Origin of the sequence: Terrirubrum flagellatum (genome assembly GCF_022059845.1) — a bacterium.
Lineage (GTDB): Bacteria > Pseudomonadota > Alphaproteobacteria > Rhizobiales > Beijerinckiaceae > Terrirubrum > Terrirubrum flagellatum.
In genome coordinates this window covers 5,124,704-5,150,651 of the sequence record NZ_CP091851.1, presented here as the reverse complement: position 1 = coordinate 5,150,651, position 25,948 = coordinate 5,124,704, and the positions used below count along the sequence as shown (strand labels likewise).

The following is a 25,948-nucleotide window of genomic DNA, read 5'->3' as shown; positions in this document are numbered from 1 at the left end:
GCTCGCTGATTTGCTCTCACGCCGCTCCCGGGCCGGCTGCTCACAGGAATGTTCATGCAGGTTTTCGCGCTCGTCACCGCCGCCCTCTCGGGGCTGTTCATGCTGGTCGCCCCGGGCGAATCCGCCGCGCTGCCGATCTATGTGCCGATCAGCGGCTTCGCCATGGCGGCGTTGCTCTATCTCTCGCGCGATATTTCGAGCTTCCTGCGCATCTTCGTTGTCATGTATGCGCTCGGCTATCTCTTCCTCGCGGGCATGTCGACGCTCGGCGCCCTCGGCTGGCTGCCAAACGCGATCAACGACCTCATGCCGCCCGCTTTCATGGCGACGGCGTCAGTGGCCTTCGCCGCGATCGTTTATGGCGTGTCCTTCATTCCGGTCATCCGCACGATCATGTCGCTGGCCGATCCCTACTTCTCGGCGACGACATCGCCGGTCGCCGCTTACGGCTTCTTCGGCAGGCTGTTCTCGACCGAAGGCCGCGCGGCGGCCGCGATGGTTGGAGTCATCATCGCCGGCAATTTCGTTCAGGTGGCGCTGACTGTCAGGTTGAACGCCTGGTATCGTGATCTGTTTGACGCTCTCCAGAAAAAGGACGCGTCGGCATTCTGGTATCAGATCTGGTGGGTGTTCGTGCCGCTGCTTGTCGTCTGGATCATCTTCCAGATGATCGATCTCATCACCGACACTATTTTTGATATTCGCTGGCGCACATGGATGACGCAGAGCTACTATGGTCGCTGGCTTTCGCGCGGCACGCACTACAAGATGCAGATGGTCGGCGCGCAGACCGACAACCCTGACCAGCGTATCGCCGTTGACGTCAGGGCTTTCATCCAGTCAACCATGACGCTGTCCATACGCCTGCTGTCCCAGCTCGCGACGCTCGTTTCGTTCACCGTGGTGCTCTGGACCATATCGAGCGGCTTCACCTTCCCGGGCACGGATTACGTTATTCCGGGCTTCCTCGTCTGGGTGGCGTTGATCTATGCGGTGATCGGCACGCTGTTCACGCATCTCATTGGCAAGCCGCTGATCGGACTTGATTTCAAACAGGAGCAGGTGGAAGCCAATTTCCGCTTTTCGCTGGCGAGGCTGCGCGAATATGGCGAGCAGGTGGCGCTCCTGCGCGGAGCTGATACTGAAAAGAGCCGATTGACGACGAGCTTCGGCGCCATCATCCGCAACTATATCGAAATCCTGAAGCGGCGGATGAAACTGACCGGCTTCACATTCTCCTGGACGCAGATGAGCGTCGCTTTCCCCTATATCTTCATGGGCCAGTATTTTTTCCTCGGCAAGATCACTTTGGGCCAGTTGCAGCAGGGTTCGAGCGCTTTCAGTCGAGTCGACAGCGCCATGTCTTTCTTCATCAACGCCTATGCGACGCTGGCGTCCTACAAAGCCGGCATCGATCGTCTGACCTCATTCAACGACTCGATGACGCGCGCGGAACAGGCGAATACGAAACCGCCGCACATTGACGATGTCACGGTCGAGCGCGATGTCGTCGCCATTCCCGAACTCGATCTGGCTCTGCCGCAGGGACGCACCATCGCGCATGTCGATGGCCTTGCGCTGAAGTCCGGCGAGCGCACTTTGCTCACGGGTCCATCGGGATCTGGCAAATCGACCTTGTTCCGCGCCATCGCCGGCATCTGGCCCTTCGGCAAAGGTCGCATTGAAACGCCTGCTGACAAGAGCGTGATGCTGCTGCCGCAGCGCCCCTACATTCCGCAGGGCGCGCTGCGCAGCGCCATCGCCTATCCCGCCGACGAACACGCCTACTCCGACGACGCCATTCGCGACGCGCTCGGCAAGGTGAAGCTTGCGCATCTCGAAAGCGAACTCGACCGCGATGATCAATGGCAGCAGCGATTGTCAGGCGGCGAGCAGCAACGCCTCGCGATCGCGCGCGCGCTGCTCGCGAAACCCGATTGGCTGTTTCTTGATGAAGCGACCGCTTCGCTCGATGAGCCGCTCGAAGCGGAAATTTACGCAGCCATTCGGAAGACGTTGCCGAACACGACGATCGTCTCGATCGGCCATCGCTCGACTCTCGCCGAGATGCACGATCGCAAGCTCACCATGTCGCCCGGCGCCGACGGCGTATTCAAGCCGGTGGACGCAAAAGAAAAAGCCGACGCGTGAGATAGCGGTCGGAAAAGGCGCTTCGCGACTTATTGCGCTGGGCCCCGGACTTCATTCCGCTCGGGCTTCGCCTCGCTGCATGAATCCGGGGACGGAGAGAGCTTCAGAATTTCGCAATGAAGCTCTCATCGTCCCCGGTTCCATGAAATGAGCGAAGCGAATGGAATGGAGACCGGGGCCCCGCGCAAGATGTCGCGCCGAAGGCGCGACGAAATGAGCGCCCGCTACGCTCGCAGATTTTTCAGTGGACCCCGGATACGTCTCGCTTCACTAACGCTCGCTCGTCGTTCCGGGGACGGCGCAATCGTCAGATGCCGCGCTCGAATTGCAACTGGCCGCGCTGTCCCTTGAGCACGAGCTTGCCGGCGTCATAGTCCCATTCATTCGCAAGGCGCAGCGCCTCGAAGAAGGCGCGCTCCTGCGCTTCGGCCGCCTTGTCGCAAGCCATTCTGGTATGCGCGATCGGCCCGACGATCATCTTCTGCTGTTTCAGCGGATAGGCGACGACGGTGAAATTGTTGCAGCCGCCATAGCCGCGGGCGCGCATCTGGTCGTCGAGCACGAAGCTCGGCCGCTCGCGGCTGGCCCCGAGCGGCTTGCCGTTGAGCGTGACGGCGACCCAGTTCATGCCGGTAGGGAACGGCTTGTCGTATTGGCGCGGAATCTGCGGCTGACTGCCTTCCCTGACGGCGTTCCGCGGATTCATCGGGTCTTCTTTTTCCATTGACGGCTGCGACCGCTGCGCGAGCGCCGCGCCTGAAGCCATTGCGGCGACGAGTGCGAGCCCCAGAATGCGCGTCTTCAATGATGCCTCCCGGCTGATGCGTCCCTCTACCGCGGGCTCATGCCGGATAATGGGGGCGGCCTCAAGGCGGAAGAGGCCGATTCCTGCGGCAAAGTCGCACAAATCCCCGAGCCGCAGAGGGCTTTCGCACCGCAGGTTCGCGCTGCGAAAGCTCAGCCAAGCCGCGAGAACAGCCTGTCCGAGAGATCGACGCGGCCAGTGAAGAGATAGTCGATCGCGCCGATGGCGACATGAGTCGCGCCTTCCGCGACCAGCGCCTCGGCGAGCGCTGCGGCTTCGGCGCGCGGGCAGTGGGCGATGAGCGGCGCGCCTGACGAAGCCGCGCCGAAGGGAAGACTCGCCTGACGCGCCGCCATGAGCGTCGCGAGGCGCTCCGGCGAGATCGATCCGATCGCCGCGCGCACTTCCGCCGTGCGCTGCGCGCCCTGGGAGGCGGCGATGCGCGACAGGATCGAGCGCGCCGCCGATTTCGCCTCGGCGCTCCAGGGCGCGGTGAGCGACGCCACGAGATTGGCTTCGCTCTTCAGGATCAACCCGTCATCGAGAACCTTGAGCCCGTTGGAGGCGAGCGTCGCGCCGCTCGAGGTGATGTCGACCACGATCTCCGCCGTGCCGGCGGCGGGCGCGCCTTCGGTCGCGCCGGCGCTCTCGACGATCTGATAGTCGGACAATCCATGCGCGGCGAAGAAGCGCCGCGTCAGATTCACATATTTCGTCGCGACGCGCATGCGGCGCTTGTGCCGATGATGCAGATCATGCGCGACCTCGTCGAGATCGGCCATGGTCGCGACATCGATCCAGGCGCGCGGCGCGGCGACGACGACATTCGCATGGCCGAAGCCGAGCGGGCTGACGAGATCGACGCGCGCATCCGCATCGGCGATATTCTCGCGCACGAGATCTTCGCCAGTGACGCCGAGATGCACCGCGCCCGCCGCAAGCTGCTGCGTGATTTCGGAGGCGGAGAGAAACTGGATTTCTGCATCCGCCATGCCTGAGATCGAACCGCGATAATCAAGCGCGCCCCGCGCGCGCACGAAATTCAGACCGGCGCGCGCAAAGAACGCTGCGGCGTTGTCCTGCAGGCGGCCCTTCGAGGGAACAGCGAGAATAAGCGGCTGCGAACTCACGCCGACGTCTCCTGCGCGGTCAGCCTGTCGAGCCACATGGAGAAGCCGACAGCGGAGCCCGGCGTCGGCGCGCCGAGCGCGAGCATCAGCCCGTCATAGCGTCCGCCGCCGCAGACCGGCTTGCCGTCAGCGCGCGCGGGATCGCGAATCTCGAATACGAAGCCTGTGTAGTAATCGAGGTTGCGGCCAAACGCGGTCTTGAACTGCAGCGCTGCGGGATCTACGCCCGCAGCGGCGATGAAGCCGGTGCGCGCCTCGAAGCGCTCGAAGGCAGGACCGAGATCGATGCGCTCCGCGGCGGCGATCTTGCGCAATTCGCTGAGCGCCGCATCGGGATCGGCCTCGATCGCGAGAAAGCGCGACAGGATGGCGCGGGTGCGATCATCAAGCCTCGCGTCGGTGCGGCCGGCGGCCTGGCGCAGGAAGCGGTCGGCGATGTCGCCGGCGGTGCGGCCGCCAACCTGGGCGATGCCGGCGATTTTCAGCACATCCTCGACGAAGGCGCGGGCGGCTTTGGGGTCCTGCCCCTCGATCGCGGTGAGAAGCCCGGCATAGGCGGGCGCAGCGTCCGTCTCGGCGTCCGGCGAACGGACGAGGTCGACGAGGCGGCCGGTGGCGAAAGCGCGCTTCAGGCGTCGCGTCGCCGCCTCGGTCAGGGAAAGCGCGGAAAGGAGATCGGCGAAAAGCCCGGCGTCGCCCATCACCGTCGCGGGCGCCACGAGGCCGGATTTGCCGCAGGCTTCGAGCGCCAGCGCCAGCATTTCGGCGTCGGCGGCCTCGCGATCGTCGCGGCCGAAGGATTCGACGCCCGCTTGTGGAAACTCGCCATTTTCGCCGGTGCGATGGCGGAAAACGGGGCCGGCATAGGCGACATCCCGCCGCGCTCCGGGCGCTGTCGACACATGGTCGCGGGCGAGCGGAATGGTGAATTCGGGCCTCAGACACCATTCCGCGCCGTCGGCGTCGCTGGTGAGATAGAGGCGACGGCGAATGTCCTCGCCGGAGAGGTCGACGAACAAAGCCGCCGGCTGCAGGATCGCCGTGTCGGCGCGCGCAAAGCCGGCGCCGGCGAAGAGCGCGATGAGATCGTCGGCGAGGGCTGCGGGGTCGGTCATGGTCAGGGGCGGGTCTCTAGCAGCCGCCTCCGGGGCGCGCGACCTGAATTCCGCGACGGGATTAATAGAATTGTCGGCTTCGGCGGACTTAGGACCAATCAGAGAGATCGCGCATGGCCTCGACCACGGCGACAATCTCCACCTGCTCGTCCGCGCGCGATACTCGTACAAAATCAGGTAGCTGGCATGGATGAGGCAGCGGCAGCCGGGACGAATGTCGTCCCGCATGACGCCCATCTCGGGAAAACGGCGCAGACGCTCGATCTTGGCGTCCATCGCGAGCAGGAGACGATCCGCCGCGGCAGGCTTATCGAGCGCAACGACACGCCAGATTCGCTTGAAATCCGCGAGCGCGCGCCGCGAAACGACGATCTCAGCGGGCACGCTGGCGGCGCGGCTTCAAGTCGGCCCGCGCCTCGGCGATGACCGCTTTCATGTCGAGGGGGCCAGCCACGCCGCTCGCCTTCCCCTCATCCCAGGCGGCGCGAAGCCGTTCGAGATCGCGGCCGCGCATCGCCCGCCGCTCATCCCAGAGACGCACGGCGTCACGCACCGCTTCGCTGGTGGAGGCGTATTCCCCCGCCTCGACCGCCGCGCGGATGCGGGTGGCCATTGGCTCCGGGAAAACCACGGTCATGCGTTCGATATCGGCCATCGCTGATAATCTCGTTATGAACAGTTCATAACATTTCTTACTGACATCGCCAATGTGGCGGCCATTACTCCGCCGCCAGAAGCGGCGCCGAGGGGCGGCCGGACAGGCCGGCCGCGGCGAGCTTCTCCGGCAGCGGGCCGCCCATCGCCCAGTCCGCCAGCTCGACCGTGTGCAGGATCGGGATCGGCGCGCCGCGCTCGGCGAGGCCGGCGGCGATCTGCGTGATGCAGCCGATATTGCCGGTCGCGATCGCGTCAGGCTTGAGCCGTGCGATATTGCCGGCCTTGCGATCGCGCAGGCTCGCCGCGATCTCCGGCTGCAGGATGTTGTAGACGCCGGCGGAGCCGCAGCAGATGTGGCCTTCGGGCGCTTCCTTCACGCGGAAGCCGAGCGCGCGCAGCAGCGTCTTCGGCGCTTCGGTGATCTTCTGCCCATGCTGCATCGAGCAGGCGGAGTGATAGGCGATTGTGAGCCCCGTCTCGCGCGCCGGCTTGAGATCAAGCTCAGTGAGAAATTCAACGATATCCTTCGCAAGCTCCGACACGCGCGCCGCTTTCGCGGCCAGCGCCGCGTCATCGCGGAACATGAAGCCGTAATCCTTGATCGTCGTGCCGCAGCCGGACGCGGTGATGATGATGGCGTCGAGCCCCTCGCCTTCGATCTCGCGCGTCCAGGCGAGGATATTGTTCGCGGCCTGCGCGTGGCTGTCCGCGTCGCGACCCATGTGATGCACGAGCGCGCCGCAGCAGCCCTCTTCTTTCGGCATGACGACTTCGACGCCGAGCCGGTTGAGCAGACGGATCGTCGCGTCATTGATTCCGGGGTCGAGCACGGATTGCGCGCAGCCTCGCAGCAGCGCGACGCGTTTGCGGCGCATGCCTTCGGCAGGAAAGAGAGTCTGCGATTCGTAAGCGAGGCGGCCGGGCAGGCGCGACGGCGCCAGCGCGAACATCGCATTGAGCCGCGCGAAGACAGACGGTTCGCGCGCGGGCCTGAGCGGCGCGGATGTTTTCGGTTTTGAAACCGGCGCGACAAACGACAAGGCGCGCGCCATAATCTTGCCAAGCGGCGCGGCGGCGAGCGCCAATCGAAACCGCATGGGATAAGGCAGGATCATCGCGAGCAGGCTGCGGATCAGCCGATCGCTGAAGGAGCGCGAATAGGTCTCTTCGATATGCGCGCGCGCATGGTCGACGAGATGCATGTAATGCACGCCTGATGGGCACGTCGTCATGCAGGAGAGGCAGGAGAGGCAGCGGTCGATATGGGTGACCACCTCCTCGCTCGCCTTGCGGCCGTTCTCCAGCATATCCTTGATGAGATAGATGCGCCCGCGCGGGCTATCGAGCTCATCGCCCATCAGCACATAGGTCGGGCAGGTCGCGGTGCAGAAGCCGCAATGCACGCAGGTGCGCAGAATTTTCTCCGACGCGGCGGTGCGGGGGTCGGAGAGTTGCGCGGGGGTGAAGTTGGTTTGCATCAGTCCTGACGGTCATCCCGGACGCGCTGCGGCGCCAACTCGTCATCCCGGACGCGGCGCAGCATGCAATGATGCGCCGCTGATCCGGGATCGTTTGGGAATTGGCGAATCATCATAAGGTCCCGTGTCTGCGTCGCGTCATCACATGCCGCGCCGCGCACGGGATGACGGCCCGATCACACGCCGGCATACATCTTCCCCGGATTCAAAATCCCGTCGGGATCGAAACTCGCTTTCAATCCCTTCTGCAATTTCATCAGCGGCTCAGGCAGCGGCTGAAAAACGTCGACGCTGTCGCGCAACTCCTGCGAACCACGCACCAGCGTCGCATGGCCGGAGTCGAAAGCAGCGATCGCCGCGCGAATGACACTCGCGCCGCCATCGCCTGTCGCATCGGTCGCGATCCAGATCAGCCCGCCGCCCCAATCGTAGAAATGCCTGATCTCGCGTTGACGGCGAATTTGCGCGACGATTTCAGGCCCGCGCGTCGGCGCGACGGAGAGACGCCACACCGCTCTGTCCCGCGGCTCGGCAAGGAACGTCGCATCGCGTACCCGAAGCCACAGCATTTCAGAGGCGTCTGCTTCGAGCACATCGATCGCGCCATAGCCCGCAAGCAACTCCTTCAATTGGCCGGCGCGATAGCGGAGCGAATCGGAAAAGCCTTCGAGACGAATGAGCGTCTTGGCGACGCGATCGATGTCGCGCGGCAGGTGCGCCGCGCCTGATGGTTCGAATGGCGAGCCGAGCGCCGCTGACAGCGCGGCGATCGCGCGCGCATCGTCGAGCCCGGAGATCAGGAGCGTGAGCTGCGTCTCCGGCTTCGGCAGGACCTTGAACGTGACCTCATGCAGGAAGCCGAGCGTGCCCCAGGCGCCGGCGGACAATTTCACGAGATCAAGCCCGGTGACGTTCTTCATCACGCGGCCGCCCGACTGCACATCCTCGCCGCGGCCGTTGATGAACTTCACGCCGATGAGCGAATCGCGCGCCGCGCCGAAATTGATGCGTCGCGGCCCCGAGATATTGCCGGCGGCGATGGCGCCGATGGTCGGCTCGCCTGTTGAACTCATCAGCGCGCGATGATCCATCGGCTCAAAGGCGAGCTGCTGGCCCTTCTCGGCAAGCGTTTTCTGAACCTCGCCAAGCGGCGTGCCCGCCTTCGCGCCGATCACCATCTCGGCCGGCTCGTAGAGCGTGATTCCGTTGAGCGCCGCAGTCGTGATGTCGGCGGCCGTCTGCATCGGCCGGCCGATCGCGCTGCGCGTGCCGCCGCCTGATATCGCGAGCGGCGTCTTCTTCGCGCGCGCTTCGGAAATAATCGCGGCGGCTTCGGCGGAGTTGGAGGGAGAATGATGTGACGAGGACATATCGAGCGATCTATGTGTCGCGATGCACGCGGTCGAGCCCTTGATTCCGCGCGCTCGCGATCAACTCGGCCTTGATCTTCGCAAAAAGCACTGAAGGGAGAAAGCCGTACCGAACAGTCGACGGCTCTCGATGTGGGATCGCGCTGATATCCGTTCCCGGCCAAACAAAATCGTTGATCTCGTTGCACGCGACCCACGAGCGCTCGTCGTCGAGACCGAGTCTGATCTTGACTTCGCGCGGAATCTCGACGGCCCGAGTACCGTGTACTGGCGGCGCGTGAGTGATCGGCGACACCGAAACGATCATCTGTCCATCGCGCTTCTCCACCGCCATGACGACCGCGCATGGGCGAATCTTCACGCCTTCACGACGTCCGGCCTTGGCCTCGTTCATCCAGAGATAGGCGTATCTGATGACCTCGCCCGGCCGGGGCGGCGCGAGGTCCATGCATCAACCCTTGAAGTCCGTGATCTCGTAGTCTTCTTCGGGAGGCGCCTGCGCCGCCTCAAGCGCAGCGATCCATTCCTCGTCAACCTGATCGACGCGCGGCGCCGGCCGCTCGCGGAGCAGCAGTTGCTCGAAATATTCCGGCGAAAGCAGATAGGCCGCGGTCCGGTCGTGCTTGGTCACCTTCACCGGTCCCGACTTCGCCGCGTCGATGTATGCGCCGAAATGTTTAGCGACATCAGTCGCCGTCGCCGATTTCGTCTTCATGTCAGTATCTCACTTCCCCGTATTATACGGAAAATGCGGATTTTGTCACGTCGCGATCCGTCCTTCCAGCGGAAACACTTTCGCGGGATTGAGCAGCCAGGGCGGATCAAACACCGCGCGCACGCGCATCTGCTGATCGAGATCGATCTTGGTGAACTGGTGCGTCATCAGATCCCGCTTCTCGATGCCGACGCCATGTTCGCCCGTGAGGCATCCCCCGACATCGACGCAGAGCTTCAGGATTTCGTTGCCCGCTTCTTCCGCCTTCGCCTGCTCTTGCGCGTCGTTGCAGTTATAGAGGATGAGCGGATGCAAATTGCCATCGCCGGCATGGAACACGTTGGCGACGCGCAACCCGTGACGCTTCACGATCTCGTCCATCTTCTGCAGGACGTAGGGCAATTGGCCCGTCGGGATCGTTCCGTCCATGCAGATATAATCGGCGATTCTTCCCGTGGCGCCGAAGGCGGATTTGCGGCCCTTCCAGATCAGCGCCGCCTCCATCGCCGATTGCGATTCCTTCACTACCTTCACGCCATGCTGCTTCGCGATGGCGACGATCTCTTTCAACTGCGCGTCCATCTCCTCGTCCGAGCCTTCGACCTCGACGATGAGCAGCGCACCAACATCGAGGGGATAGCCGGCCTTCGCATAGGCTTCGCAGATTTCGATCGCCGGCTTGTCCATGAATTCGATCGCGACGGGAATGATGCCGGCCGCGATGATCGCGGCTGTCGCCGCGCCCGCCTCCTCGCTCGTGTCGAAGCCGAAGAGAACGGGCCGCGCGCCTTCCGCCGAACGCAGGAGCCGCACCGTCGCCTCAGTGATGAGGCCAAGCTGACCTTCCGAGCCATGCATCAGGCCAAGCAGGTCATAGCCGGCGCTGTCGAGATGATCGCCGCCGAGATCGACGATCGTCCCATCATTCAACACCATGCGGAGGCCCAGCACATTGTTGGTGGTGACGCCGTATTTCAGGCAATGCGCGCCGCCGGAATTCATGCCGATATTGCCGCCGATGGTGCAGGCGAGCTGCGATGACGGGTCGGGCGCATAGAAGAATCCGTCCGCCTGTACGGCGCCGGTGATGGCGAGATTGGTGACGCCGGCCTGCACGCGCGCGACGCGGTTCGCATAGTCGATCTCGATGATACGGCTCATCTTGCCGAGCCCGATCACCACCGCATCCTCCTGCGGGATCGCGCCGCCGCACAGCGAGGTGCCCGCGCCGCGCGGCACCACCGGCACGCCGTTCTCATGGCAATAGCGCATCACCGCGGCCGCTTCTTCCGTTGTCGAAGGCAGCGCCACCGCGAGCGGCTGCTTGCGGTAAGCGGTCAGCCCGTCCGTCTCGAACACGCGGCGCTCGTCATCGGTCGTCACGAGCGACTGCGGCGGCAGCAGGCGCGCGAGATCGGCGATGATCGCCTCGCGTCGCGCGAGGATCGCAGCGTCAGGCGCGGGAAAGGCGATAGCGGTCATGGCTCATGTCCTCGATCGCGAAGCGGTGGTCATTATATCGCGCCCGATATGACTTGAACCAGAGCCGGAGGTCGAGGATCATTTCCATTGCGGAAATAATCCGCTCTTGGACCGCCTGAGTTCTTGGACCGCCTGACCGATCTCGACCTGTTTGCGCGCATCGTCACCACGGGAGGCATGTCAGCCGCGGCGCGCGAGCTTGGCGTCTCGCCGGCCAAGGTGTCGAAACGCATCCGCGCGCTGGAGGAGCGCCTCGATGTGCGCCTGTTCCAGCGCACCACCCGCAAGGTGGCGCTGACGGAAGCCGGCCAGGGATTCTTCGAGCGCGTCGTCTCGATTCTCTCGAGCGTCGAGGAGGCCGAGGAATGGCTTTCATCAGGCGCGACGCAGGCGCGCGGGACCTTGCGCGTGTCGGCGCCGACCTCGTTCGGCCGCATGCATGTCGCGCCGCATCTCACGCCCTTCCTCGACGCGCATCCCGCGCTGACGATCGATCTCTCACTGTCGGACGCGTTCGTCGATGTGATCGGCGAAGGCTTCGATGTCGCGATCCGCATCGGCGATCTCCAGGATTCGAGCCTCGTCGCGAAGCGGCTCGCGCCCAATCATCGCCTGCTCTGCGCCAGTCCCGCCTACATCGCCGCTCGCGGCGAGCCGAAGAGCATCGCCGATCTTGGGAATCATCGCCTGCTCGCCCACAACGCCGATCATCTCAGGCTCGAAGGTCCTGATGGCGAAACCGTCGTGAAGATCGAGAGCCGCCTGCGCACCAATTCCAGCGAGGTTGTGCGCGAGGCGGTTCTGGCCGGCGCCGGCGTCGCGCTGCGCTCGACCTGGGATGTCGGCGCTGAATTACGCTCGGGCCGATTGAAGCAGGTGCTGCCTGACGTTCACGCCTCGCAGCGCGTCGCCATCCACGCTGTCTATCCCAGCCGCCGCCATCTGCCGCACAAGGTCCGGCTGTTCATCGATTTTCTCGCCGCGCTCTATGGCCAGATTCCTTATTGGGACAAGGATCTCGGCGTGGCGCCAGGCGCGTCCGCAGCGACGTGAATGCGAGCGATTTACATTTCCTTCTATCCAGCTGTCATCGCCGGGCTTGACCCGGCGATCCACGGCCACGCGCGCCGACATGAAAACTGGATCGCCGGGTCAAGCCCGGCGATGACGATGAAGTAGGTGGAGAAGAATACGCATGATTTCGACGCCCGCGATTCGCACCTTGTTCGCCGCGACCATGGGCGTCGCCGGCTTCCTGCTGTTTCAGGTCCAGCCGATGCTGGCGAAATACATCCTGCCCTGGTTCGGCGGCGCGGCGACGACCTGGATCGTCTGCATGCTGTTCTTCCAGATGGCGCTGCTCGCCGGCTACGCCTACGCCTATGCGCTGACGAGGCCGATGACCGTGGCGAAGCAGGCGCTGGCGCAGATCGCGCTGCTGGCTGTGATGCTTCTGCTGCTGCCGATCACGCCGGCGGAAAGCTGGAAACCTGTCGATGCCGGCGATCCGACCTGGCGCATTGTCGCGCTTCTGGCGGCGACCGTCGGCGGCCCCTATCTCGTTCTCGCGACGACATCGCCGCTGATCACGCGCTGGTTCGCGAGCCTCGATCCCAAGGCCAATCCGTCACAACTTTTCGCGGTGAGCAACTTCGGCTCGTTCCTCGGTCTTTTGAGTTACCCCTTCGCCTTCGAGGGCGCGATGACAACGGGCGTGCAGACAAGGGTCTGGTCATGGGCCTTCGTCGCTTACGCCATCCTTTTCGCCGTCTGCTCGCTCGTGACGTGGCGCGCGCATCCCAGATCGATCGAACAGGCGAATGAAGCGACGCCGGAGAAGCTCGAATCCTCCCGCATCGCGCGCTGGATTCTCTACAGCGCCTTCGGCTCGATCCTGCTGCTCGCGACCACCAACCAGATCACGCAATGGTCGGCGGTGATCCCCTTTCTCTGGATCGCGCCGCTCGCGCTCTATCTCCTCAGCTTCACCCTCGCCTTCGGCCGTCAGCATGGCGGCGACCTGCGTCTCTACGCGCTAGCGTTTCTTATCATCGCGGCGATCGTGCTGGTGTCGGGAAGGCCCGACACGCCGACGCGCTTCGTGCTCGATTTCATCGCGCATATCGCGGCGCTCTTTGCGGGCTGCATGGTCTGCCACGCCGAGGTGGTGCGCCTGCAGCCGGGGCCGCGGCAGTTGCCGGCCTTCTATCTCGCCATGTCGATCGGCGGCGCGATCGGCGGCCTGCTCGTCGCGCTCGCGGCGCCGCTCGTCTTCTCGGAGTATCGCGAGTTCCCGATCATTCTTGGCGTTGTCGGCGCGATGAGCGCCTATATCTTCTGGCGCGATCGCAAGGGCGGCTCGATGTCGTGGCTGACCCCGGTCGGCGCGCTGGGCGCGGCGGGATTCGCGGCAGGCCTCGGCGTGATGGTCTGGCGCGAGGCGATCGCCGCATCCGACGTCGTCGATCGCGCGCGCAATTTCTACGGCGTCGTCAGCGTCGCACGCGATCAGTGGAACGACCCCGAAGAAGCCAATCTCGTGATGCGGCAGGCGGGCGTCGATCAGGGTTCGCAGTTCCGCAAGCCCGAGCGAAAGATGGAGCCGTCCTGCGCCTTCAATCAGGCGAGCGCGCTGGGCAAGGCGGTGCAGTTCAACGCGAAGCGTCGCGCCAATCCGAACGCGCCGCTGCGCATCGGCATTGTCGGGCTCGGCGCCGGCATGATCGCCGGCCTCGGTCGCGACGGCGATCTCATGCGTTATTACGAGCTCAATCCGGCGGTGCTAGATCTCGTCAACAAGCATTTCACCTTCGTGCGCGACGGCAAGGCGAAGGTGGAGGTCGCGCTGGGCGACGGCCGCCTCGTGCTCGAACGCGAGCTCGCCAATCCCGGCCCGCAGAAATTCGACATCCTCGTCATCAACGCCTTCCGCGGCGCTTCGCCGCCGATGCATCTCATGACCGAAGAGGCGTTCAAGACCTATCTCGCCCATCTCGCGCAGGATGGAATCCTCGCCGTCAATTTCGAGCTCGACACGTTCGAGATCGCGCCGCTGCATCGCGGCCTCGCGAAGGCGCTCAACATCGGCGTCCGCTGGGTCGAAACGCCGGCGGACGAAACGGAGTGCGAGGACGTGGTGAGCTGGGCGCTCTACAGCCGCGACGATAAATTCTGGGAGGTTCCGCAGGTGAAGGCGTCGATCTCGCCCTGGCGCGACGGCTCGGATTCGCTGCTGCTCTGGACCGACGCCAGCAGCAATCTCATGAGCATCGTCAACTGGCGTGGGCCGAAAGACGACGACTGATCGTCACGCCGCGTCCGCCGCCTGCACGAAGACCGGAGCGGCGATCTCAAGCACATAGGCGCTGACATCGGCCGGCCAGAATTCGATCATGCGATCGAATCGCGCGGCGTCGCGCGCATAGAGCGCGCGCAGCGCCTCCTCATATCCCGGCCTGTCTCCAGCCAGCGCATGCATGACGCGATAGGCGGCTTCCTGCGCCGTCTTCACGCGATCGGTGTCTGTCGTTGCGCGGCGCGCCTCATCCACGAGCTTGCGGATGGTGATCGATGCGCCGCCGGGCCGGCTGGCGAGCCATTCCCAATGTCGCGGCAGGAGCGTGATCTCACGCGCGACGACGCCAAGCTTTGGCCGGCCGACGCCTTTCGTTTGGGATGACGCGCCCTGCTCATCCGATTCCGGCGCGGCGGCTCGATCGAGCAGCGCGAAAATCTCATCTGCCGGTCGCGACAGATCGACATCGAGAACGCGCCCGGTCAGGTCGTCGAAGACCAGCAGCGACGGATCGCCTGCTTGTCCGTCGCGCCATTGCTCCGTCGCAAGAATTTCTGCCCCCTCCTCACGTCCGACGCGCCGCGCGCCGTGGAAAGCGGTCCAGCCTCCGCGCTGCATTTCAAATCTCCGTATCAACGCCGCGCGATTTACCCGGATAAAATAGCGTTGTCAATATCACCCGGGTAATAATTCCGATCGCCGGCATGGAGCTTGCAGCCGTCTCAGGGCAATCAGGAGATGACGATGAAGCGCGCGGAACTGACCGAGAAGATTTGCGACATCAAGCGCGAGAAGGGCTGGAGCTGGAAATACATCAGCGAGGAGATCGGCGGCATGGCGCCGACGCTCGTGGTCGGCGCGCTGCTCGGCCAGATGAAGCTGGTGAAGCCGTTGGCGAAGAAGGCGGCCGAATTGTTCGGATTGTCGCCGGCCGAAGAGGCGATGCTGAACGAGACGCCTTATCGCGGAACGCCGATGCCGCCGACCGACCCGCTGATCTATCGCTTCTATGAAATGGTGATGGTCAACGGCCCCGCCTGGAAGGCGCTGATCGAGGAGGAGTTCGGCGACGGCATCATGTCAGCCATCGATTTCGACTTCGATTTCGAGCGCATGCCGCATCCCAAGGGCGACCGCGTGAAGATCGTGATGTCGGGGAAGTTCCTGCCTTACCGATATTACGGCGCCGAGCAGGGCATCCCGGAATATGGCTACAAGGAAGAATGAGTCTCAGCCGACGTGAGCGGCGAGATCGCGCATGTCGTCGATGACGATATGCGCGCCCGCGGCGCGCAGCTTCTCCGCATGCGCCGACTTGTCGACGAGATGCGAGCCGCCGGTGAAGCCGATCACACGCATGCCGGCGGCGGAAGCGCCGGTGACGCCGGCGACCGAATCTTCAATCACCACGCACTCGCCGGGTTGCGTCTGCATCTCGCGCGCGGCGTGAAGAAAGATGTCGGGCGCGGGCTTGCCGTGCTTCACCATATAGGACGAGAAAATGTGCGCTGGCTCGAAGAGATCAGCGAGACGCGCCGTCGCGAGAGAAAGAGAAATGCGCTCGATCGTCGATGACGATGCGACGCAGCGGCGATGCGGCAGCGCCTCGATCGCCATGCGCACGCCAGGGATCGGCTGCAGATCGCTCGCGAGCAGCGCAAGCGTCCGAAGCTGGAGCGCGGATCGGAAGTCTTCGGGAATGCGCGCGCCGAATTGCTGGATGAGCGCCGCCATCATGTCTTTCGAGCTGACGCCAACAAAGCGCTCACCCACTTCCGCCGCCGACATCGCTGCGCCAAGCAATGCGAGATGATCGGAGACTGCGGCGCAGGCGATGACTTCGCTGTCCACCAGCACTCCATCGCAATCGAAGATCAGCAGCATCACATCAACCTGACAGGCGTCATGAAGTACTCCTCCGTCATGGCCGGACTTGTTCCGGCCATCCACGTCTTGTTTTCGGTTGAAAGGAAGACGTGGATGCCCGCGACAAGCGCGGGCATGACGGCCTCATAGATGATTGCCTCGTTCAAAATGAAAAAGCCGCCGTCGCCGGCGGCTTTCACGATTTTGCTCTGACCGGCGTCAGTTCAAGCGGCCCTTGAGGCCGCTCAAGCCCGCACGCACAAACTCTTCGCCGCTCGCGCCCGCCGTCTGCTTGCGCAGGATCGCTTCCGATGCGCGGACCGCAGCGTCAGCCGCGGCGGCGCGCACTTCGGCGGCGGCCTGGCTTTCCGCCTGCGCGATCTTGAGTTCGGCCTGCGCCGTACGGCGCTTCACGAAGTCGGCGAGCTTGGCTTCCGCCTCTTTCGCCATGCGCTCGGCGTCGACCTTCGCGTGAGCGACGATCTCGGCCGCTTCGGCTTCAGCCGCCTTGCGCTTGGCTTCGAAGCTCGCGAGCAGCGATTCCGCTTCCGCGCGCAGGCGCGCGGCTTCCGCAAATTCGGCCTTGATCGCATTGGCGCGCCCGTCGAGCGCAGAGATGATCGTCTTGTGAACACCGAACCAGGCGAGCACGCCAAGGAACAGGATGAAGCCGACCGCGACCCAGAATTCGGCGTCGAGAAGAAGATGCATCGACGCCTCCTCAGTTCTTCGCAGCGGCGATGGCCGCAGCGACGTCGCTCGCTGCAGGCGCCTTGCCGCTCAGCCGCTCGACGATCGCGGCCGCCGCTTCCGCAGCGATCGAATCGACATTGGCGAGCGCTTTCGTCTTGGTCTCGCCCACCTGCTTCTCGGCGGCGATGAGCCTGGCGGCGAGATCCGTCTCAAGCGTCTTGCGCTTTGATTCGGCCTCGGCGTTCAGCTTGTCGCGGGTCTGCGCAGCGATTCCCTGGGCGTTGGCGCGCGCATCGGCGAGCGACTTCTCGTAGGCTTCGCCGGCGGCTTGCGCCTTGGCCTGCATGTCGGCGGCGTGATCGAGATCGGACTTGATCTTCTTCGCGCGCACTTCGAGCAGCTGCGCCATGCGCGGCAGCGCGATGTTCGACATGACCCAGTAGAGCGCGCCGAACGAGATCGCGAGCCAGAACAGCTGCGAGGCGAAAATCGACGCATCGAAGGGCGGGAACGAAACGCCCGCATCCGGCCCGGCGGCGTGCGGGGCGGTCGCGGCGTAGGCGGAAGAGATCATATGACCCTCGCTTGTGAGACAGGCCGCAGATGCGGCCTGTTTGAGACGACGGTTCGGACTGGAATCCGAACCGGAGCCTTCACCTCGCGACGAAGAGCAGGATGATCGCGACCAGGAACGCGAAGATGCCGAGACCTTCAGCGAGCGCAGCGCCGATGAAGGCGCGACCGAACTGGCCGTCAGCCGCCGACGGATTGCGCAGCGCGCCCGAGAGGAAGTTGCCGAAGATCGTGCCGACGCCGACCGCGGCGACGCCCATGCCGATGGCGGCGAGACCAGCGCCGATGTACTTGGCTGCGACGGGATCCATTTTGAACTCCTGTTGGGTTTTCCGGGTAAAACGGCGACTGGGATCAGTGGCCGGGATGGAGAGCGTCGTTGAGATAGACGCAGGTGAGAATGGCGAAGACGTAGGCCTGCAAAGCCGCGACCAGCAGTTCGAATGCGGTCAGCACGGGGATCGCGATCAGCGGCAGCGGCGAAAGCAGCGAAGCCGCGCCGCCGGCGGAAATCAGCATCGCGACGAAGCCGCCAAACACCTTCAGGGTGATGTGGCCCGCCAGCATGTTGGCGAAGAGACGAACCGACAATGAGATCGGCCGCGACACGAAGGAGATGATCTCGATCAGGACGATGAAGGGCAACAGCAGGGCGGGCACGCCTGAGGGCACGAACAGGTGCAGGAAATGCGAGCCGTGCTTCATCCAGCCATAGATGATGACCGTCGAGATGACGGTCAGCGCCAGCGCGAAGGTGACGATGATGTGGCTGGTGACGGTGAAGGTGCCGGGGATGAGGCCAATCAGATTCGAGAATAGCACGAACATGAAGAGCGAGAACACGAATGGAAAGAAGCGCATCCCCTCATTGCCGATCGTCGAGCGCACCGTCGACGCGACGAATTCGTAGATCATCTCGGCTGCGGCCTGGATGCGGCCGGGAACCAGATGGCGGTTGCGCGTGCCCAGGATCATCAGGGCGAAGATCGCCGCGAGCACGACCGCCTTGAACAGGGAGGCGTTGGTGAAAGAAACGTCGAGGCCGAACAGCTTCAGTTCGAGGATCGGATGCACCTGGAACTGGTGGATCGGATCGAGCTCTGGCGTTGCGCCTTCGGCGGCCACGGCGGTCCCCTTGATGCGGCCCGCCGGACGGCTGGCCTGACATGACATTCGCGATGCCGCGGGCCTTAGCGTCCCGTCGGCTTCATCGCAATCCGGTAAACGTTCCAGAAGCCCGTAGCCGTCCCCAGAAAAATGAAGACGATGAGGGCGACGGGCGATGTCCCGAGCCAGAGGTCAAGCAGATAGCCGATCAGGCAGCCCGCAATGACTCCGGCCACGAACTCCGTCAGCACCCTGAATCCGAGATTCATGGCGCTTCCCTGCCCACTGGCGTCGTTGGACGCCGCTTCCGCGAAACGCCGTGTCGGCGCCTGCTTCGTCGCGTCGAGCGCTGCGGAGAGTTTCTCCAGCCGCGCCTTCAAGGCCTCGTCCTCGCCGCGCGCGCTCTTGTCGTCCGTCATCGGACCACCTCGCTTGCGCAAACGCCCAAAATCAATCGCCTCCCATCAGCGAAACCGCTGCGGAAGGCGCGACCCGGACGAACAAAACCTGCTCAATCAGCCCTGCGAGCCGGGCGGAACATATTTTCGCCCCACCCCCCTGTCAAGGCGCTTATTGATAGGTTAACTCATTGGAATCATTATATATTATGCGTTGCGCACAAAGTGTGGCGCGCCCGGCGCAAGAGAGCGGCGAAATCGACTTGCAATCAGCGCAGCGCCGGCATGGCGCCGATCGCGCGCGCTCCAGCGTCGGCGAGAAGCGCCGTGGTCGTGGCTGAAACGTCGCCCTCATCGCCAAAATGATCGCGATGGACGCCGCGCGACACGAACAGCGCGTCGACGCCGAACTGGTTCGCGCCGGCGAGATCGGTGCGCACAGAATCGCCGATCATCAGGATGCGGCTCTTGTCAGCCGCGCCGCTGAGCTCACACGCTTTGTTCAGCGCCATCTCGTAGATCGGCGCGTAGGGCTTGCCGGCCCAGATCACCTTGCCGGCCATCTCCTCATAGAGATCGGCCACGACGCCGGCGCAGGGCACGAGATGGTCGCCCACATGCACGACGCGATCGGGGTTGGCGCAGATCAGCGTCAGGCGCCTCGCCTTCAGCCTTTCGAGAACCGCGCGGTAATCCTCCGCCTGCTCGCGCTCTTCATGGATAAGCCCGGTGACGACGGCGACGCTGGCGCGCTCGATCGGCGCGCGATCAACCGGAAGATCGTGGAAGAGCGAGAGATCGCGGTCCGGCCCGATATGATAGGCGCCCTCGCCGCCGCGCTCGATGAGCTGCGCCCGCGTGACGTCGCCGGAACTGACGATCGCGTCCCAGGACGCGCGGCGCACGAATTTCTTGTCGAGGATGCGCGCGACCTGAACGTCCGGCACCGGCGCATTGGTGACGAGCACGACGCGCCCGCCCCGCTTGCGGAATTGTTCGAGCGCCGCGCCCGCCGGCGCGTTCTCGCGCACTCCGTTATGCAGCACACCCCAGATATCACAGAACAGCACGTCGTAACGGTCCGAGATCGCGGCGAGGTTCTCGATAACTGGAACATGGTGCGGCGATGTCATGCATATATCCTTGCGAAGACGGGGATGAGACCCGCTGCAGCCGCGCTTGCCTGCGACGCGGCTTTCCATAACCTGCCGCCTCGCCAAGTCGAGAGGCGATGAGAACATGCGGCGGAGACGATGGATCGCATTCTGATCTGGGGCGCGGGCGCCATTGGCGGCACGCTTGGCGCCTGGTGGAAACGAGCCGGCCTCGACGTCACCTTCGTCGATCAGGTCGCAGCCCATGTCGAGGCCTGCCGCACGACGGGCGTCGCCATCGAGGGGCCGGTCGAGGAATTCACGCAGATTGTTCCCTCGGCGACGCCGGATGAGTTGAAGGGCGAATTCCCCATCATCGTGCTCGCCGTGAAGGCGCAGGCGACGCGCACCGCTGCGGAACAATTGAAGCCGCATCTCGCCGCTGACGGCTATGTGCTGTCGGCGCAGAACGGATTGAACGAACTCGCCATCGCAGAGATCGTCGGCCCTGAACGCACCATGGGCTGCTTCGTCAATTTCGGCGCCGACTGGCTGGGACCGGGTAGGATTCTCTATGGCAATCGCGGCGCGGTCGTCATTGGCGAGATCGACGGATCGATCCGCGAGCGCACGCGCGCGATGCATCAGGCGTTGCAGATCTTCGAGCCCGACGCCGTGCTGACCGAGAATATCTGGGGCTATCTCTGGGGCAAGCTCGCCTATGGCGCGATGCTGTTTGCGACCGCTCTCACGCCTGATTCCATGAGCGCGAATTTCGCCGATCCCGCGCGCGAGAAGGCGTTTATCGCGCTGGGACGCGAAGTGATGGCGGCGGCGAAGGCGCGCAACATCACGCCAGTCGGCTTCAAGGAGTTTGATCCCACGGCCTTCATGCCCGACGCGCCTTTGGCGAAAGCGCGCGACGTCATCGCAAGCCTCGCCGACTACACCTCGAAATCCGCCAAGACTCATTCCGGCGTGTGGCGCGATCTCGCGGTGCGCAAGCGCAAGACCGAAGTCGATGAGCAGATCGGAATCATCGGCAAGCTCGGCCGCGAGGCCGGCGTCGATGCGCCCGCAATCCGCAAGCTTGTCGAACTCATTCACGATGTCGAGGACGGGCGTCGGCCGCAATCGGCCGAGACGTTGAAAATTCTGGTGGACGCATGCTGATCCGTTTCGACCATCAGGTCGCGCTCGTCACCGGCGCGGCGCAGGGCATCGGCCGCGCCATCGCGCAGGCGCTCAGGGACGCGGGCGCGAAGCTGCATCTCGCCGACATCGACAAAGCGGGTGTCGAAGCCGCGGCGCGCGACCTCGGCGCGACGGCGCATGCGCTCGATCTCTCCGATCGCGCCGCGGCGCATGCGCTTGTCGAAAGCATCGCGGCCGCCGAAGGGCGTCTCGACATTCTCGCCCTCGCCGGCGGCGGCGTGCGTGGACAGGTCGGCCGGCCGATCGAGGAGATTTCGGAGAGCGACTGGCGCGTGATCTTCAACGCCAATGTCGACGGCGCGTTCTTTCTCGCGCAGGCGGTCGCGCCCGTCATGAAAAAGCAGAAGCGCGGCCGCATCGTGACCATCGCGTCAGGCGCTGGATTGCGTCCGTCTCTTACCGGAATTCAGGCCTATTCCTCCGCGAAGCATGCGCTGGTCGGGCTGACGAAGCAGCTTGCGCTCGAGCTTGGGCCGCATGGCGTCACCGTCAATTCCGTCGCGCCGGGATTCGTGCTGTCCAATCCGAGCACGCAGAAACAATGGGAGAGCTATGGCGTTGAAGGGCAGAAGCGCCTTGTGGAATCGATCCATGCGCGACGTCTGGGCAAGCCGGAAGACATCGCCAACGCCGTCGTTTTTCTCGCCTCCGAACAGGCGAACTGGATTTCCGGGCAGATCCTCTCCGTCGATGGCGGGCGCGCCTGAGATCAGCATGTCGACATGACTGGCTTTCCTCATCCGCTCATCGTCGCCGATATCGGCGGCACCAATTGCCGCCTCGGCCTGATCGACGCGCCGGGCGGCGCGGCGAAGCCGCTTGGCCGCATCGATTCGCAGGGCGAGGGCGAGTTGCATGACGCGATCGCCGACTTCGTCACGCGCGAGGGCGTGAAGGCGCGAGGCGCGCTGCTCGCGGTCGCGGGGCCGGTGACGGGCGTGCGCATGGCGATCACCAATGCAGGCCGGATGCTGGACGGGCCCGCGCTCGGCAAGCGCCTCGGTCTTGGCGCCGTGATGATCGTCAATGATTTCGAGGCGCAGGCGGCGGCGCTGACCACGCTGAAGCTCGCCGATCTCGTCACGCTGCGCGCCGGCGACGCCGAGGCGAATGGCGCGCGGCTCGCGGTGGGACCCGGCACGGGCTTCGGCGTCGGAACGCTCGTCGATGACGGCGCCGGACGGCTCGTGGTTCCCAGCGAAGGCGGCCATATCGGCTTCGGGCCGGAGACGCCCGATGAGGCGCGCATCTGGCCGCATCTCGAAGGCATCGACGGCCATATCACCGTGGAATCCGTGCTGTCAGGCGCAGGCCTCGCGCGCCTCGTCCGCGCCTTCGCGCAAGCGGATGGCGCCGCGGCGCCTGAACTCGATGCGGTTGCGATCACGGCGCGCGCGCTGTCTGGCGAAGATGCGCGCTGCCGCGCCGCCGTGCTGATGTTCCTTGATCTTCTCGCGCGCGCCGCAGGCGACATTGCGCTGGTGGCGAAGGCGACGGGCGGCGTCTTCATCGCCGGCGGCATCACGCCACGCCTCCTGCCTCTGCTCGACGCAGGGCGTTTCGCCGCACGCTTTTCCGAGCGCCCGCCCATGAGCTTCATGCTGTCGCGGATGCCGATCCATGTGATCACGGCGGAAAATCCCGGTTTTTCCGGCCTCGGCGCGCTGGCGAACGCGGCGGCGCGCGTGCGCATGCCGCGGCCGGCGATCTGGACCGCCGGGTCCTGACTTGTTGCCCCGGCCGCGGGGACTGGGCTAGGACGCTGACAACAGGAAAATGCGGGGAACAGGATGCCGGAAAGCGCCCACGCCATCGTTCGCAAGCCAGCGGTCAAGGATGACCGCATCGTCGATCAGGTGACGCTCGATCATGACGCGCGCGAGGATCATCATCGCGACGTCGTCACCGAGAAAGGCCTGAACATCCATATCCATCTGCACGGCGTCGGCGCGTTGAAGGATGGCGACGCGCTGAAGCTTGATGACGGCCGGCTCATTCGCGTGAAGGCGGCCGACGAAAAACTCTACGAGATCAAGGTCGAGAATCCCGCGCGGCTGGCGCGTCTCGCCTGGCGTCTCGGCGGCGAGCATGCGCCGATGGAGGCGACGGCGGACGCACTCTATGTGCCGGCGTCGCCGCATTATGACGAGCTGATCCGCGGCGCGGGCGCGAACTTCACGGCGGTCACGCGGCCGTTCGAGCCCGAACGCGCGACGCATCATCATCACCATAATCATGACCACCATCATGGACATGATCATCACGACCATCACGATCACGGCCACAAGCATCCCGATCATGATCATCATGATCACAAGCATGATCACCATGCGCATGGGCACGATCATCATCACAGCGAACACAAGCGCTAGAGATGAGCGATCCCGCCCTGCTTTCGGCGACGGAACTCGTCGCCGCCTTCCGCGCGAAAAAGCTCTCCCCCGTCGAGGTCGCGGAAGCCTGCTTCTTAAGGCTTGAACGCTTCGAGCCCGAGATCAACGCCTTCAGCGAAGTGACGCGCGAAACGGCGCTCGCCGAGGCGAAAGCGTCGGAAGCGCGCTGGATGAAGGCCGAGCCGCTCGGCCCCGTCGATGGCGTTCCCACCACGATCAAGGACAACATCCCGCAGAAGGGGCAGGCGCGACGCAACGGCTCGAAAGTGACGAGCGATGCGCCGGCCGCCGCCGATGGTTCGACTGCGCGCGCCATGCGCGCCTCGGGCGTGGTGTTTCTCGGCCGCACGACCATGCCGGAGTTTGGCTGGATCGGTCATTGCAACTCGCCGCTCACTGGCGTCACGCGCAATCCGTGGAAGCTCGACCGCACCACGGGCGGTTCGTCAGGCGGCGCGGTCGCGGCCTGCGCGATGTCCATTGGCGCGCTGCATCTCGGCACCGATGGCGCGGGCTCGATCCGCATTCCCGCGAGTTTCACGGGCGTCTACGGAATCAAGCCCACCTATGGCCGCGTTCCCACCTGGCCCGGTTCGACATTCACGGTGCTCGCCCATCACGGACCGATGACGCGCACGGTCGCCGATGCGGCGCTGACCATGAGCGTGATCAGCGCGCCCGACGAGCGCGACATCTTCGCCTGGAATGCGCCGGCGCAGGACTATCTGTCGTCGCTCGACAAGGGCGTGAAAGGATTGCGCATCGGCTACAGCGCGACGCTCGGCCATGTCCGCAATCTCGATCCTGATGTCGAGCGCGCGACGCGCGACGCGGCGCATATGTTCGAGAGTCTCGGCGCGCATGTCGAGGAGGTCGATCCCGGCTTCGACGATCCCCATGAGATCATTTCCGCGATGTGGTTCGGCGGCACGGCCACGGCGGCGAAATCCGTTCCGGCCTCGCTGCGCGATCTGCACGATCCCGGCTTCCGCGCCGTCGTCGAGGCGAGCGAGGGCATGAAGGCCACCGACTTCATCGACGCCTATGCGATGGGCCGCATGAAGCTGCTCGACATCATGAATCGCTTTCACGAGACATTCGATTTGCTGCTCACGCCGACCATGCCGATCCCGGCTTTCGGGGCCGGCCGCGACGTTCCCGAAGGCATGGCGACGCGCGGCGGTCCGCTCGCCTGGCTCGACTGGAGCCCTTACACCTATCCCTTCAATCTCACGCAGCAGCCGGCGGCGTCATGCCCCTGCGGCTTCACGAAAGAGGGATTGCCGATCGGCTTGCAGATCGTGGCGCCAAAGATGCGCGACGATCTCGTGCTGCAAGCGTCGCGCGCGTTCGAGAGCGCAAGGCCGTTTGCGATGCCGGAGGCGCCGCGTCGCTGAGCGCTGATGGCGCGCATCACATGAAGAGCGACGCCGGCCCCTGCTTCACGACATTGAACGCGCGCGAGAAATGCACATGCGCGTCCGGAATGAAGAGCTGGAACAGTTCCGGCAACTGAAGCGGAATATATTTCGCGCCGCCGTCGCGCGGATCATGCTTGCTCGGATCATTATCGAGGAAGGCGATATTCCCTTTGCCGCGATAGGCGTCCATGCGCGCAGTCAGGAACGCGAAGACGACATGGCCGCAATCGCCCCATTCGTAGGGAATAGCGAAGTGCAGCTTGGCTGAATAGGCGAGCGGGCTTTCGCCATGGCTGGCGGCGAAATCCTTGATCGTCTGGAAATTCTGCGCAGCGCTCTGCACCCTCAGGAACGTGGCGTGATCGGTCCACCATCCGCCCGCCGGATTCGGCCGCTTGGAATCGCAGAAGCGATAATATCCGTCCGCGAGCGAGAGATGGATGCGCCTGGGATTGAACATTCCGGCGTTGCCATACTTGATACCGGCCGCTTGCGCGTAATAGTCGTCGGCCTTCGCCGCATTGAAAGCGTAGGAGGGATCAAAGGCTGCTTCGGTATTGCGGAAGCAGTCGATGTTGAGTGGGGCGGGCATGTGCTTGTCCGGTCGATATGCAGCGTCGTGAACGCTGCTCGTCCCTACACCCCTTCGATGATGCGGATGTCGCGCTCAGCGCCTTTCGCAAGCGCGGCCAGCGCCTCCTGATAGGCCGCGCTGTCATGGGCCGCCTTCGCCTGTTCGACGCTGTCGAACTCGATGAGGACGGTGCGTTGCTGAAGGCCGGCCTCATAGATCTGGGCGGGGACGCCACGTGCAAGAAAGCGTCCGCCGCCGGCTGCGATCGCCGGACCGGCCAGCTTTGCGTAGGCAGCCAGCGCATCAGGATTGCTGATCGAACGATACGTCGCGACCCAGTAGGCTTTGGCCATGATTGTAATTTCCTTTGCTGTGCGCTTTCGCGCCTGTCCAAGCGCAACCCTCTGCGCTGAAGG

29 protein-coding genes and 1 pseudogene are annotated in these 25,948 nt (G+C 64.4%); 9 read left to right on the top strand and 21 right to left on the bottom strand.

From position 1 onward, the window contains the following. Window positions 1–54 precede the first annotated feature (54 nt). The gene (locus L8F45_RS25070; RefSeq protein ID WP_342360556.1) at window positions 55–2,151 is read left to right on the top strand and encodes an ABC transporter ATP-binding protein/permease; all 2,097 of its coding nucleotides are present in this window, start codon (window positions 55–57) and stop codon (window positions 2,149–2,151) included. A 307-nt stretch (window positions 2,152–2,458) separates the two neighbouring features. On the opposite strand, the gene L8F45_RS25065 is transcribed toward L8F45_RS25070, so the two are convergent. The 10 genes and pseudogenes from L8F45_RS25065 to L8F45_RS25025 form a co-directional block, all read right to left on the bottom strand. Further along, window positions 2,459–2,956 carry an META domain-containing protein gene (locus L8F45_RS25065; RefSeq protein WP_342360555.1) on the bottom strand — a complete coding sequence of 166 codons (498 nt, stop codon included), beginning with the start codon at window positions 2,954–2,956 and terminating at the stop codon, window positions 2,459–2,461. 152 nt (window positions 2,957–3,108) lie between these two features. Continuing rightward, window positions 3,109–4,086, bottom strand: a complete 978-nt coding sequence (gene hisG, locus L8F45_RS25060; RefSeq protein WP_342360554.1) for an ATP phosphoribosyltransferase — start codon at window positions 4,084–4,086, stop codon at window positions 3,109–3,111. Beyond that, window positions 4,083–5,201: an ATP phosphoribosyltransferase regulatory subunit gene (locus L8F45_RS25055; RefSeq protein WP_342360553.1), complete on the bottom strand. Its 1,119-nt coding sequence runs from the start codon at window positions 5,199–5,201 to the stop codon at window positions 4,083–4,085. The genes hisG and L8F45_RS25055 overlap by 4 nt, the downstream gene beginning before the upstream one ends. A gap of 216 nt (window positions 5,202–5,417) precedes the next feature. Continuing rightward, window positions 5,418–5,585 (bottom strand): annotated as a pseudogene (locus L8F45_RS30875) (type II toxin-antitoxin system RelE/ParE family toxin); the annotation flags it as partial. Next, entirely contained in the window at window positions 5,575–5,856 is a 282-nt protein-coding gene (locus L8F45_RS25050; protein WP_342360552.1) for a ribbon-helix-helix domain-containing protein, read from the bottom strand. The pseudogene L8F45_RS30875 and the gene L8F45_RS25050, both read right to left, overlap by 11 nt. A 64-nt stretch (window positions 5,857–5,920) precedes the next feature. Next, the gene (locus tag L8F45_RS25045) at window positions 5,921–7,336 is read right to left on the bottom strand and encodes a heterodisulfide reductase-related iron-sulfur binding cluster (protein WP_342360551.1); all 1,416 of its coding nucleotides are present in this window, start codon (window positions 7,334–7,336) and stop codon (window positions 5,921–5,923) included. A 176-nt stretch (window positions 7,337–7,512) separates the two neighbouring features. Then, the gene (locus tag L8F45_RS25040) at window positions 7,513–8,706 is read right to left on the bottom strand and encodes an FAD-binding protein (RefSeq protein ID WP_342360550.1); all 1,194 of its coding nucleotides are present in this window, start codon (window positions 8,704–8,706) and stop codon (window positions 7,513–7,515) included. A gap of 10 nt (window positions 8,707–8,716) precedes the next feature. After that, the gene (locus tag L8F45_RS25035) at window positions 8,717–9,154 is read right to left on the bottom strand and encodes a hypothetical protein (RefSeq protein ID WP_342360549.1); all 438 of its coding nucleotides are present in this window, start codon (window positions 9,152–9,154) and stop codon (window positions 8,717–8,719) included. A 3-nt stretch (window positions 9,155–9,157) separates the two neighbouring features. Beyond that, window positions 9,158–9,421, bottom strand: coding sequence for a type II toxin-antitoxin system Phd/YefM family antitoxin (locus L8F45_RS25030; protein WP_342360548.1), 264 nt, complete (start codon window positions 9,419–9,421; stop codon window positions 9,158–9,160). A gap of 45 nt (window positions 9,422–9,466) precedes the next feature. Continuing rightward, window positions 9,467–10,903 (bottom strand): FAD-binding oxidoreductase, encoded by a 1,437-nt coding sequence (locus L8F45_RS25025; RefSeq protein WP_342360547.1) that lies wholly within the window; start codon window positions 10,901–10,903, stop codon window positions 9,467–9,469. Window positions 10,904–11,026: 123 nt separating this feature from the next. Here L8F45_RS25025 and L8F45_RS25020 point away from each other — a divergent pair, with 123 nt between their 5' ends. Together L8F45_RS25020 and L8F45_RS25015 are read left to right on the top strand one after the other, a co-directional pair. Beyond that, window positions 11,027–11,956, top strand: a complete 930-nt coding sequence (locus L8F45_RS25020; protein ID WP_342360546.1) for a LysR family transcriptional regulator — start codon at window positions 11,027–11,029, stop codon at window positions 11,954–11,956. A gap of 142 nt (window positions 11,957–12,098) precedes the next feature. Further along, entirely contained in the window at window positions 12,099–14,207 is a 2,109-nt protein-coding gene (locus L8F45_RS25015) for a hypothetical protein (RefSeq protein ID WP_342360545.1), read from the top strand. A gap of 3 nt (window positions 14,208–14,210) precedes the next feature. Here the strand turns inward: L8F45_RS25015 and L8F45_RS25010 are convergent, their stop codons facing one another. Continuing rightward, window positions 14,211–14,816: a DUF2239 family protein gene (locus L8F45_RS25010; protein WP_342360544.1), complete on the bottom strand. Its 606-nt coding sequence runs from the start codon at window positions 14,814–14,816 to the stop codon at window positions 14,211–14,213. 126 nt (window positions 14,817–14,942) lie between these two features. Here L8F45_RS25010 and cynS point away from each other — a divergent pair, with 126 nt between their 5' ends. Continuing rightward, complete coding sequence (cynS, locus tag L8F45_RS25005) at window positions 14,943–15,425, top strand: cyanase (RefSeq protein ID WP_342360543.1); 483 nt, start codon at window positions 14,943–14,945, stop codon at window positions 15,423–15,425. A gap of 3 nt (window positions 15,426–15,428) precedes the next feature. Here the strand turns inward: cynS and L8F45_RS25000 are convergent, their stop codons facing one another. The 8 genes from L8F45_RS25000 to L8F45_RS24965 form a co-directional block, all read right to left on the bottom strand. Next, window positions 15,429–16,082, bottom strand: coding sequence for an HAD family hydrolase (locus L8F45_RS25000; RefSeq protein ID WP_342360542.1), 654 nt, complete (start codon window positions 16,080–16,082; stop codon window positions 15,429–15,431). Further along, window positions 16,082–16,264, bottom strand: coding sequence for a hypothetical protein (locus L8F45_RS24995; RefSeq protein WP_342360541.1), 183 nt, complete (start codon window positions 16,262–16,264; stop codon window positions 16,082–16,084). Before L8F45_RS24995 ends, L8F45_RS25000 begins: the two co-directional genes overlap by 1 nt. Before the next feature lie 19 nt (window positions 16,265–16,283). After that, window positions 16,284–16,775 (bottom strand): F0F1 ATP synthase subunit B family protein, encoded by a 492-nt coding sequence (locus tag L8F45_RS24990; protein WP_342360540.1) that lies wholly within the window; start codon window positions 16,773–16,775, stop codon window positions 16,284–16,286. 10 nt (window positions 16,776–16,785) lie between these two features. Beyond that, window positions 16,786–17,331 (bottom strand): F0F1 ATP synthase subunit B family protein, encoded by a 546-nt coding sequence (locus tag L8F45_RS24985; RefSeq protein ID WP_342360539.1) that lies wholly within the window; start codon window positions 17,329–17,331, stop codon window positions 16,786–16,788. A 79-nt stretch (window positions 17,332–17,410) separates the two neighbouring features. Continuing rightward, the gene (locus L8F45_RS24980) at window positions 17,411–17,641 is read right to left on the bottom strand and encodes a F0F1 ATP synthase subunit C (RefSeq protein WP_342360538.1); all 231 of its coding nucleotides are present in this window, start codon (window positions 17,639–17,641) and stop codon (window positions 17,411–17,413) included. 43 nt (window positions 17,642–17,684) lie between these two features. Continuing rightward, the gene (locus tag L8F45_RS24975) at window positions 17,685–18,455 is read right to left on the bottom strand and encodes a F0F1 ATP synthase subunit A (protein ID WP_342360537.1); all 771 of its coding nucleotides are present in this window, start codon (window positions 18,453–18,455) and stop codon (window positions 17,685–17,687) included. Between the two features lie 65 nt (window positions 18,456–18,520). Continuing rightward, complete coding sequence (locus L8F45_RS24970) at window positions 18,521–18,856, bottom strand: AtpZ/AtpI family protein (RefSeq protein ID WP_342360536.1); 336 nt, start codon at window positions 18,854–18,856, stop codon at window positions 18,521–18,523. A gap of 248 nt (window positions 18,857–19,104) precedes the next feature. Continuing rightward, window positions 19,105–19,968: a TIGR01459 family HAD-type hydrolase gene (locus L8F45_RS24965; protein WP_342360535.1), complete on the bottom strand. Its 864-nt coding sequence runs from the start codon at window positions 19,966–19,968 to the stop codon at window positions 19,105–19,107. 120 nt (window positions 19,969–20,088) lie between these two features. On the opposite strand from L8F45_RS24965, the gene L8F45_RS24960 reads away from it, so the two are divergent. The 5 genes from L8F45_RS24960 to L8F45_RS24940 all read left to right on the top strand — a co-directional run bounded on the left by L8F45_RS24960 (window position 20,089) and on the right by L8F45_RS24940 (window position 24,934). Next, window positions 20,089–21,102 (top strand): ketopantoate reductase family protein, encoded by a 1,014-nt coding sequence (locus L8F45_RS24960; protein ID WP_342360534.1) that lies wholly within the window; start codon window positions 20,089–20,091, stop codon window positions 21,100–21,102. Then, window positions 21,096–21,851: an SDR family NAD(P)-dependent oxidoreductase gene (locus L8F45_RS24955; RefSeq protein WP_342360533.1), complete on the top strand. Its 756-nt coding sequence runs from the start codon at window positions 21,096–21,098 to the stop codon at window positions 21,849–21,851. Before L8F45_RS24960 ends, L8F45_RS24955 begins: the two co-directional genes overlap by 7 nt. A 15-nt stretch (window positions 21,852–21,866) precedes the next feature. Continuing rightward, a complete protein-coding gene (locus L8F45_RS24950) occupies window positions 21,867–22,871 on the top strand; it encodes a glucokinase (protein ID WP_342360532.1) in 1,005 nt (334 codons plus the stop codon). A gap of 63 nt (window positions 22,872–22,934) precedes the next feature. Beyond that, window positions 22,935–23,516, top strand: a complete 582-nt coding sequence (locus L8F45_RS24945) for an urease accessory protein UreE (protein WP_342360531.1) — start codon at window positions 22,935–22,937, stop codon at window positions 23,514–23,516. Window positions 23,517–23,518: 2 nt separating this feature from the next. Continuing rightward, entirely contained in the window at window positions 23,519–24,934 is a 1,416-nt protein-coding gene (locus L8F45_RS24940; RefSeq protein WP_342360530.1) for an amidase, read from the top strand. 16 nt (window positions 24,935–24,950) lie between these two features. Here L8F45_RS24940 and L8F45_RS24935 read toward each other — a convergent pair whose 3' ends face one another. Next, entirely contained in the window at window positions 24,951–25,550 is a 600-nt protein-coding gene (locus tag L8F45_RS24935; protein ID WP_342360529.1) for a hypothetical protein, read from the bottom strand. A 44-nt stretch (window positions 25,551–25,594) separates the two neighbouring features. After that, complete coding sequence (locus L8F45_RS24930; RefSeq protein ID WP_342360528.1) at window positions 25,595–25,885, bottom strand: DUF1330 domain-containing protein; 291 nt, start codon at window positions 25,883–25,885, stop codon at window positions 25,595–25,597. Between the last annotated feature and the right edge of the window lie 63 nt (window positions 25,886–25,948).

Bases quoted from the DNA above. Each gene is read 5' to 3' on its own strand.
- L8F45_RS25070 (WP_342360556.1), top strand. From the start codon at position 55: ATGCAGGTTTTCGCGCTCGTCACCGCCGCCCTCTCGGGGCTGTTCATG.
- L8F45_RS25055 (WP_342360553.1), bottom strand. From the start codon at position 5,201: ATGACCGACCCCGCAGCCCTCGCCGACGATCTCATCGCGCTCTTCGCC.
- L8F45_RS25050 (WP_342360552.1), bottom strand. From the start codon at position 5,856: ATGGCCGATATCGAACGCATGACCGTGGTTTTCCCGGAGCCAATGGCC.
- L8F45_RS25045 (WP_342360551.1), bottom strand. From the start codon at position 7,336: ATGCAAACCAACTTCACCCCCGCGCAACTCTCCGACCCCCGCACCGCC.
- L8F45_RS25040 (WP_342360550.1), bottom strand. From the start codon at position 8,706: ATGTCCTCGTCACATCATTCTCCCTCCAACTCCGCCGAAGCCGCCGCG.
- L8F45_RS25035 (WP_342360549.1), bottom strand. From the start codon at position 9,154: ATGGACCTCGCGCCGCCCCGGCCGGGCGAGGTCATCAGATACGCCTAT.
- L8F45_RS25030 (WP_342360548.1), bottom strand. From the start codon at position 9,421: ATGAAGACGAAATCGGCGACGGCGACTGATGTCGCTAAACATTTCGGC.
- L8F45_RS25025 (WP_342360547.1), bottom strand. From the start codon at position 10,903: ATGACCGCTATCGCCTTTCCCGCGCCTGACGCTGCGATCCTCGCGCGA.
- L8F45_RS25015 (WP_342360545.1), top strand. From the start codon at position 12,099: ATGATTTCGACGCCCGCGATTCGCACCTTGTTCGCCGCGACCATGGGC.
- L8F45_RS25010 (WP_342360544.1), bottom strand. From the start codon at position 14,816: ATGCAGCGCGGAGGCTGGACCGCTTTCCACGGCGCGCGGCGCGTCGGA.
- cynS (WP_342360543.1), top strand. From the start codon at position 14,943: ATGAAGCGCGCGGAACTGACCGAGAAGATTTGCGACATCAAGCGCGAG.
- L8F45_RS25000 (WP_342360542.1), bottom strand. From the start codon at position 16,082: ATGCTGCTGATCTTCGATTGCGATGGAGTGCTGGTGGACAGCGAAGTC.
- L8F45_RS24990 (WP_342360540.1), bottom strand. From the start codon at position 16,775: ATGCATCTTCTTCTCGACGCCGAATTCTGGGTCGCGGTCGGCTTCATC.
- L8F45_RS24985 (WP_342360539.1), bottom strand. From the start codon at position 17,331: ATGATCTCTTCCGCCTACGCCGCGACCGCCCCGCACGCCGCCGGGCCG.
- L8F45_RS24980 (WP_342360538.1), bottom strand. From the start codon at position 17,641: ATGGATCCCGTCGCAGCCAAGTACATCGGCGCTGGTCTCGCCGCCATC.
- L8F45_RS24970 (WP_342360536.1), bottom strand. From the start codon at position 18,856: ATGACGGACGACAAGAGCGCGCGCGGCGAGGACGAGGCCTTGAAGGCG.
- L8F45_RS24965 (WP_342360535.1), bottom strand. From the start codon at position 19,968: ATGACATCGCCGCACCATGTTCCAGTTATCGAGAACCTCGCCGCGATC.
- L8F45_RS24960 (WP_342360534.1), top strand. From the start codon at position 20,089: ATGGATCGCATTCTGATCTGGGGCGCGGGCGCCATTGGCGGCACGCTT.
- L8F45_RS24955 (WP_342360533.1), top strand. From the start codon at position 21,096: ATGCTGATCCGTTTCGACCATCAGGTCGCGCTCGTCACCGGCGCGGCG.
- L8F45_RS24950 (WP_342360532.1), top strand. From the start codon at position 21,867: ATGACTGGCTTTCCTCATCCGCTCATCGTCGCCGATATCGGCGGCACC.
- L8F45_RS24945 (WP_342360531.1), top strand. From the start codon at position 22,935: ATGCCGGAAAGCGCCCACGCCATCGTTCGCAAGCCAGCGGTCAAGGAT.
- L8F45_RS24940 (WP_342360530.1), top strand. From the start codon at position 23,519: ATGAGCGATCCCGCCCTGCTTTCGGCGACGGAACTCGTCGCCGCCTTC.
- L8F45_RS24935 (WP_342360529.1), bottom strand. From the start codon at position 25,550: ATGCCCGCCCCACTCAACATCGACTGCTTCCGCAATACCGAAGCAGCC.
- L8F45_RS24930 (WP_342360528.1), bottom strand. From the start codon at position 25,885: ATGGCCAAAGCCTACTGGGTCGCGACGTATCGTTCGATCAGCAATCCT.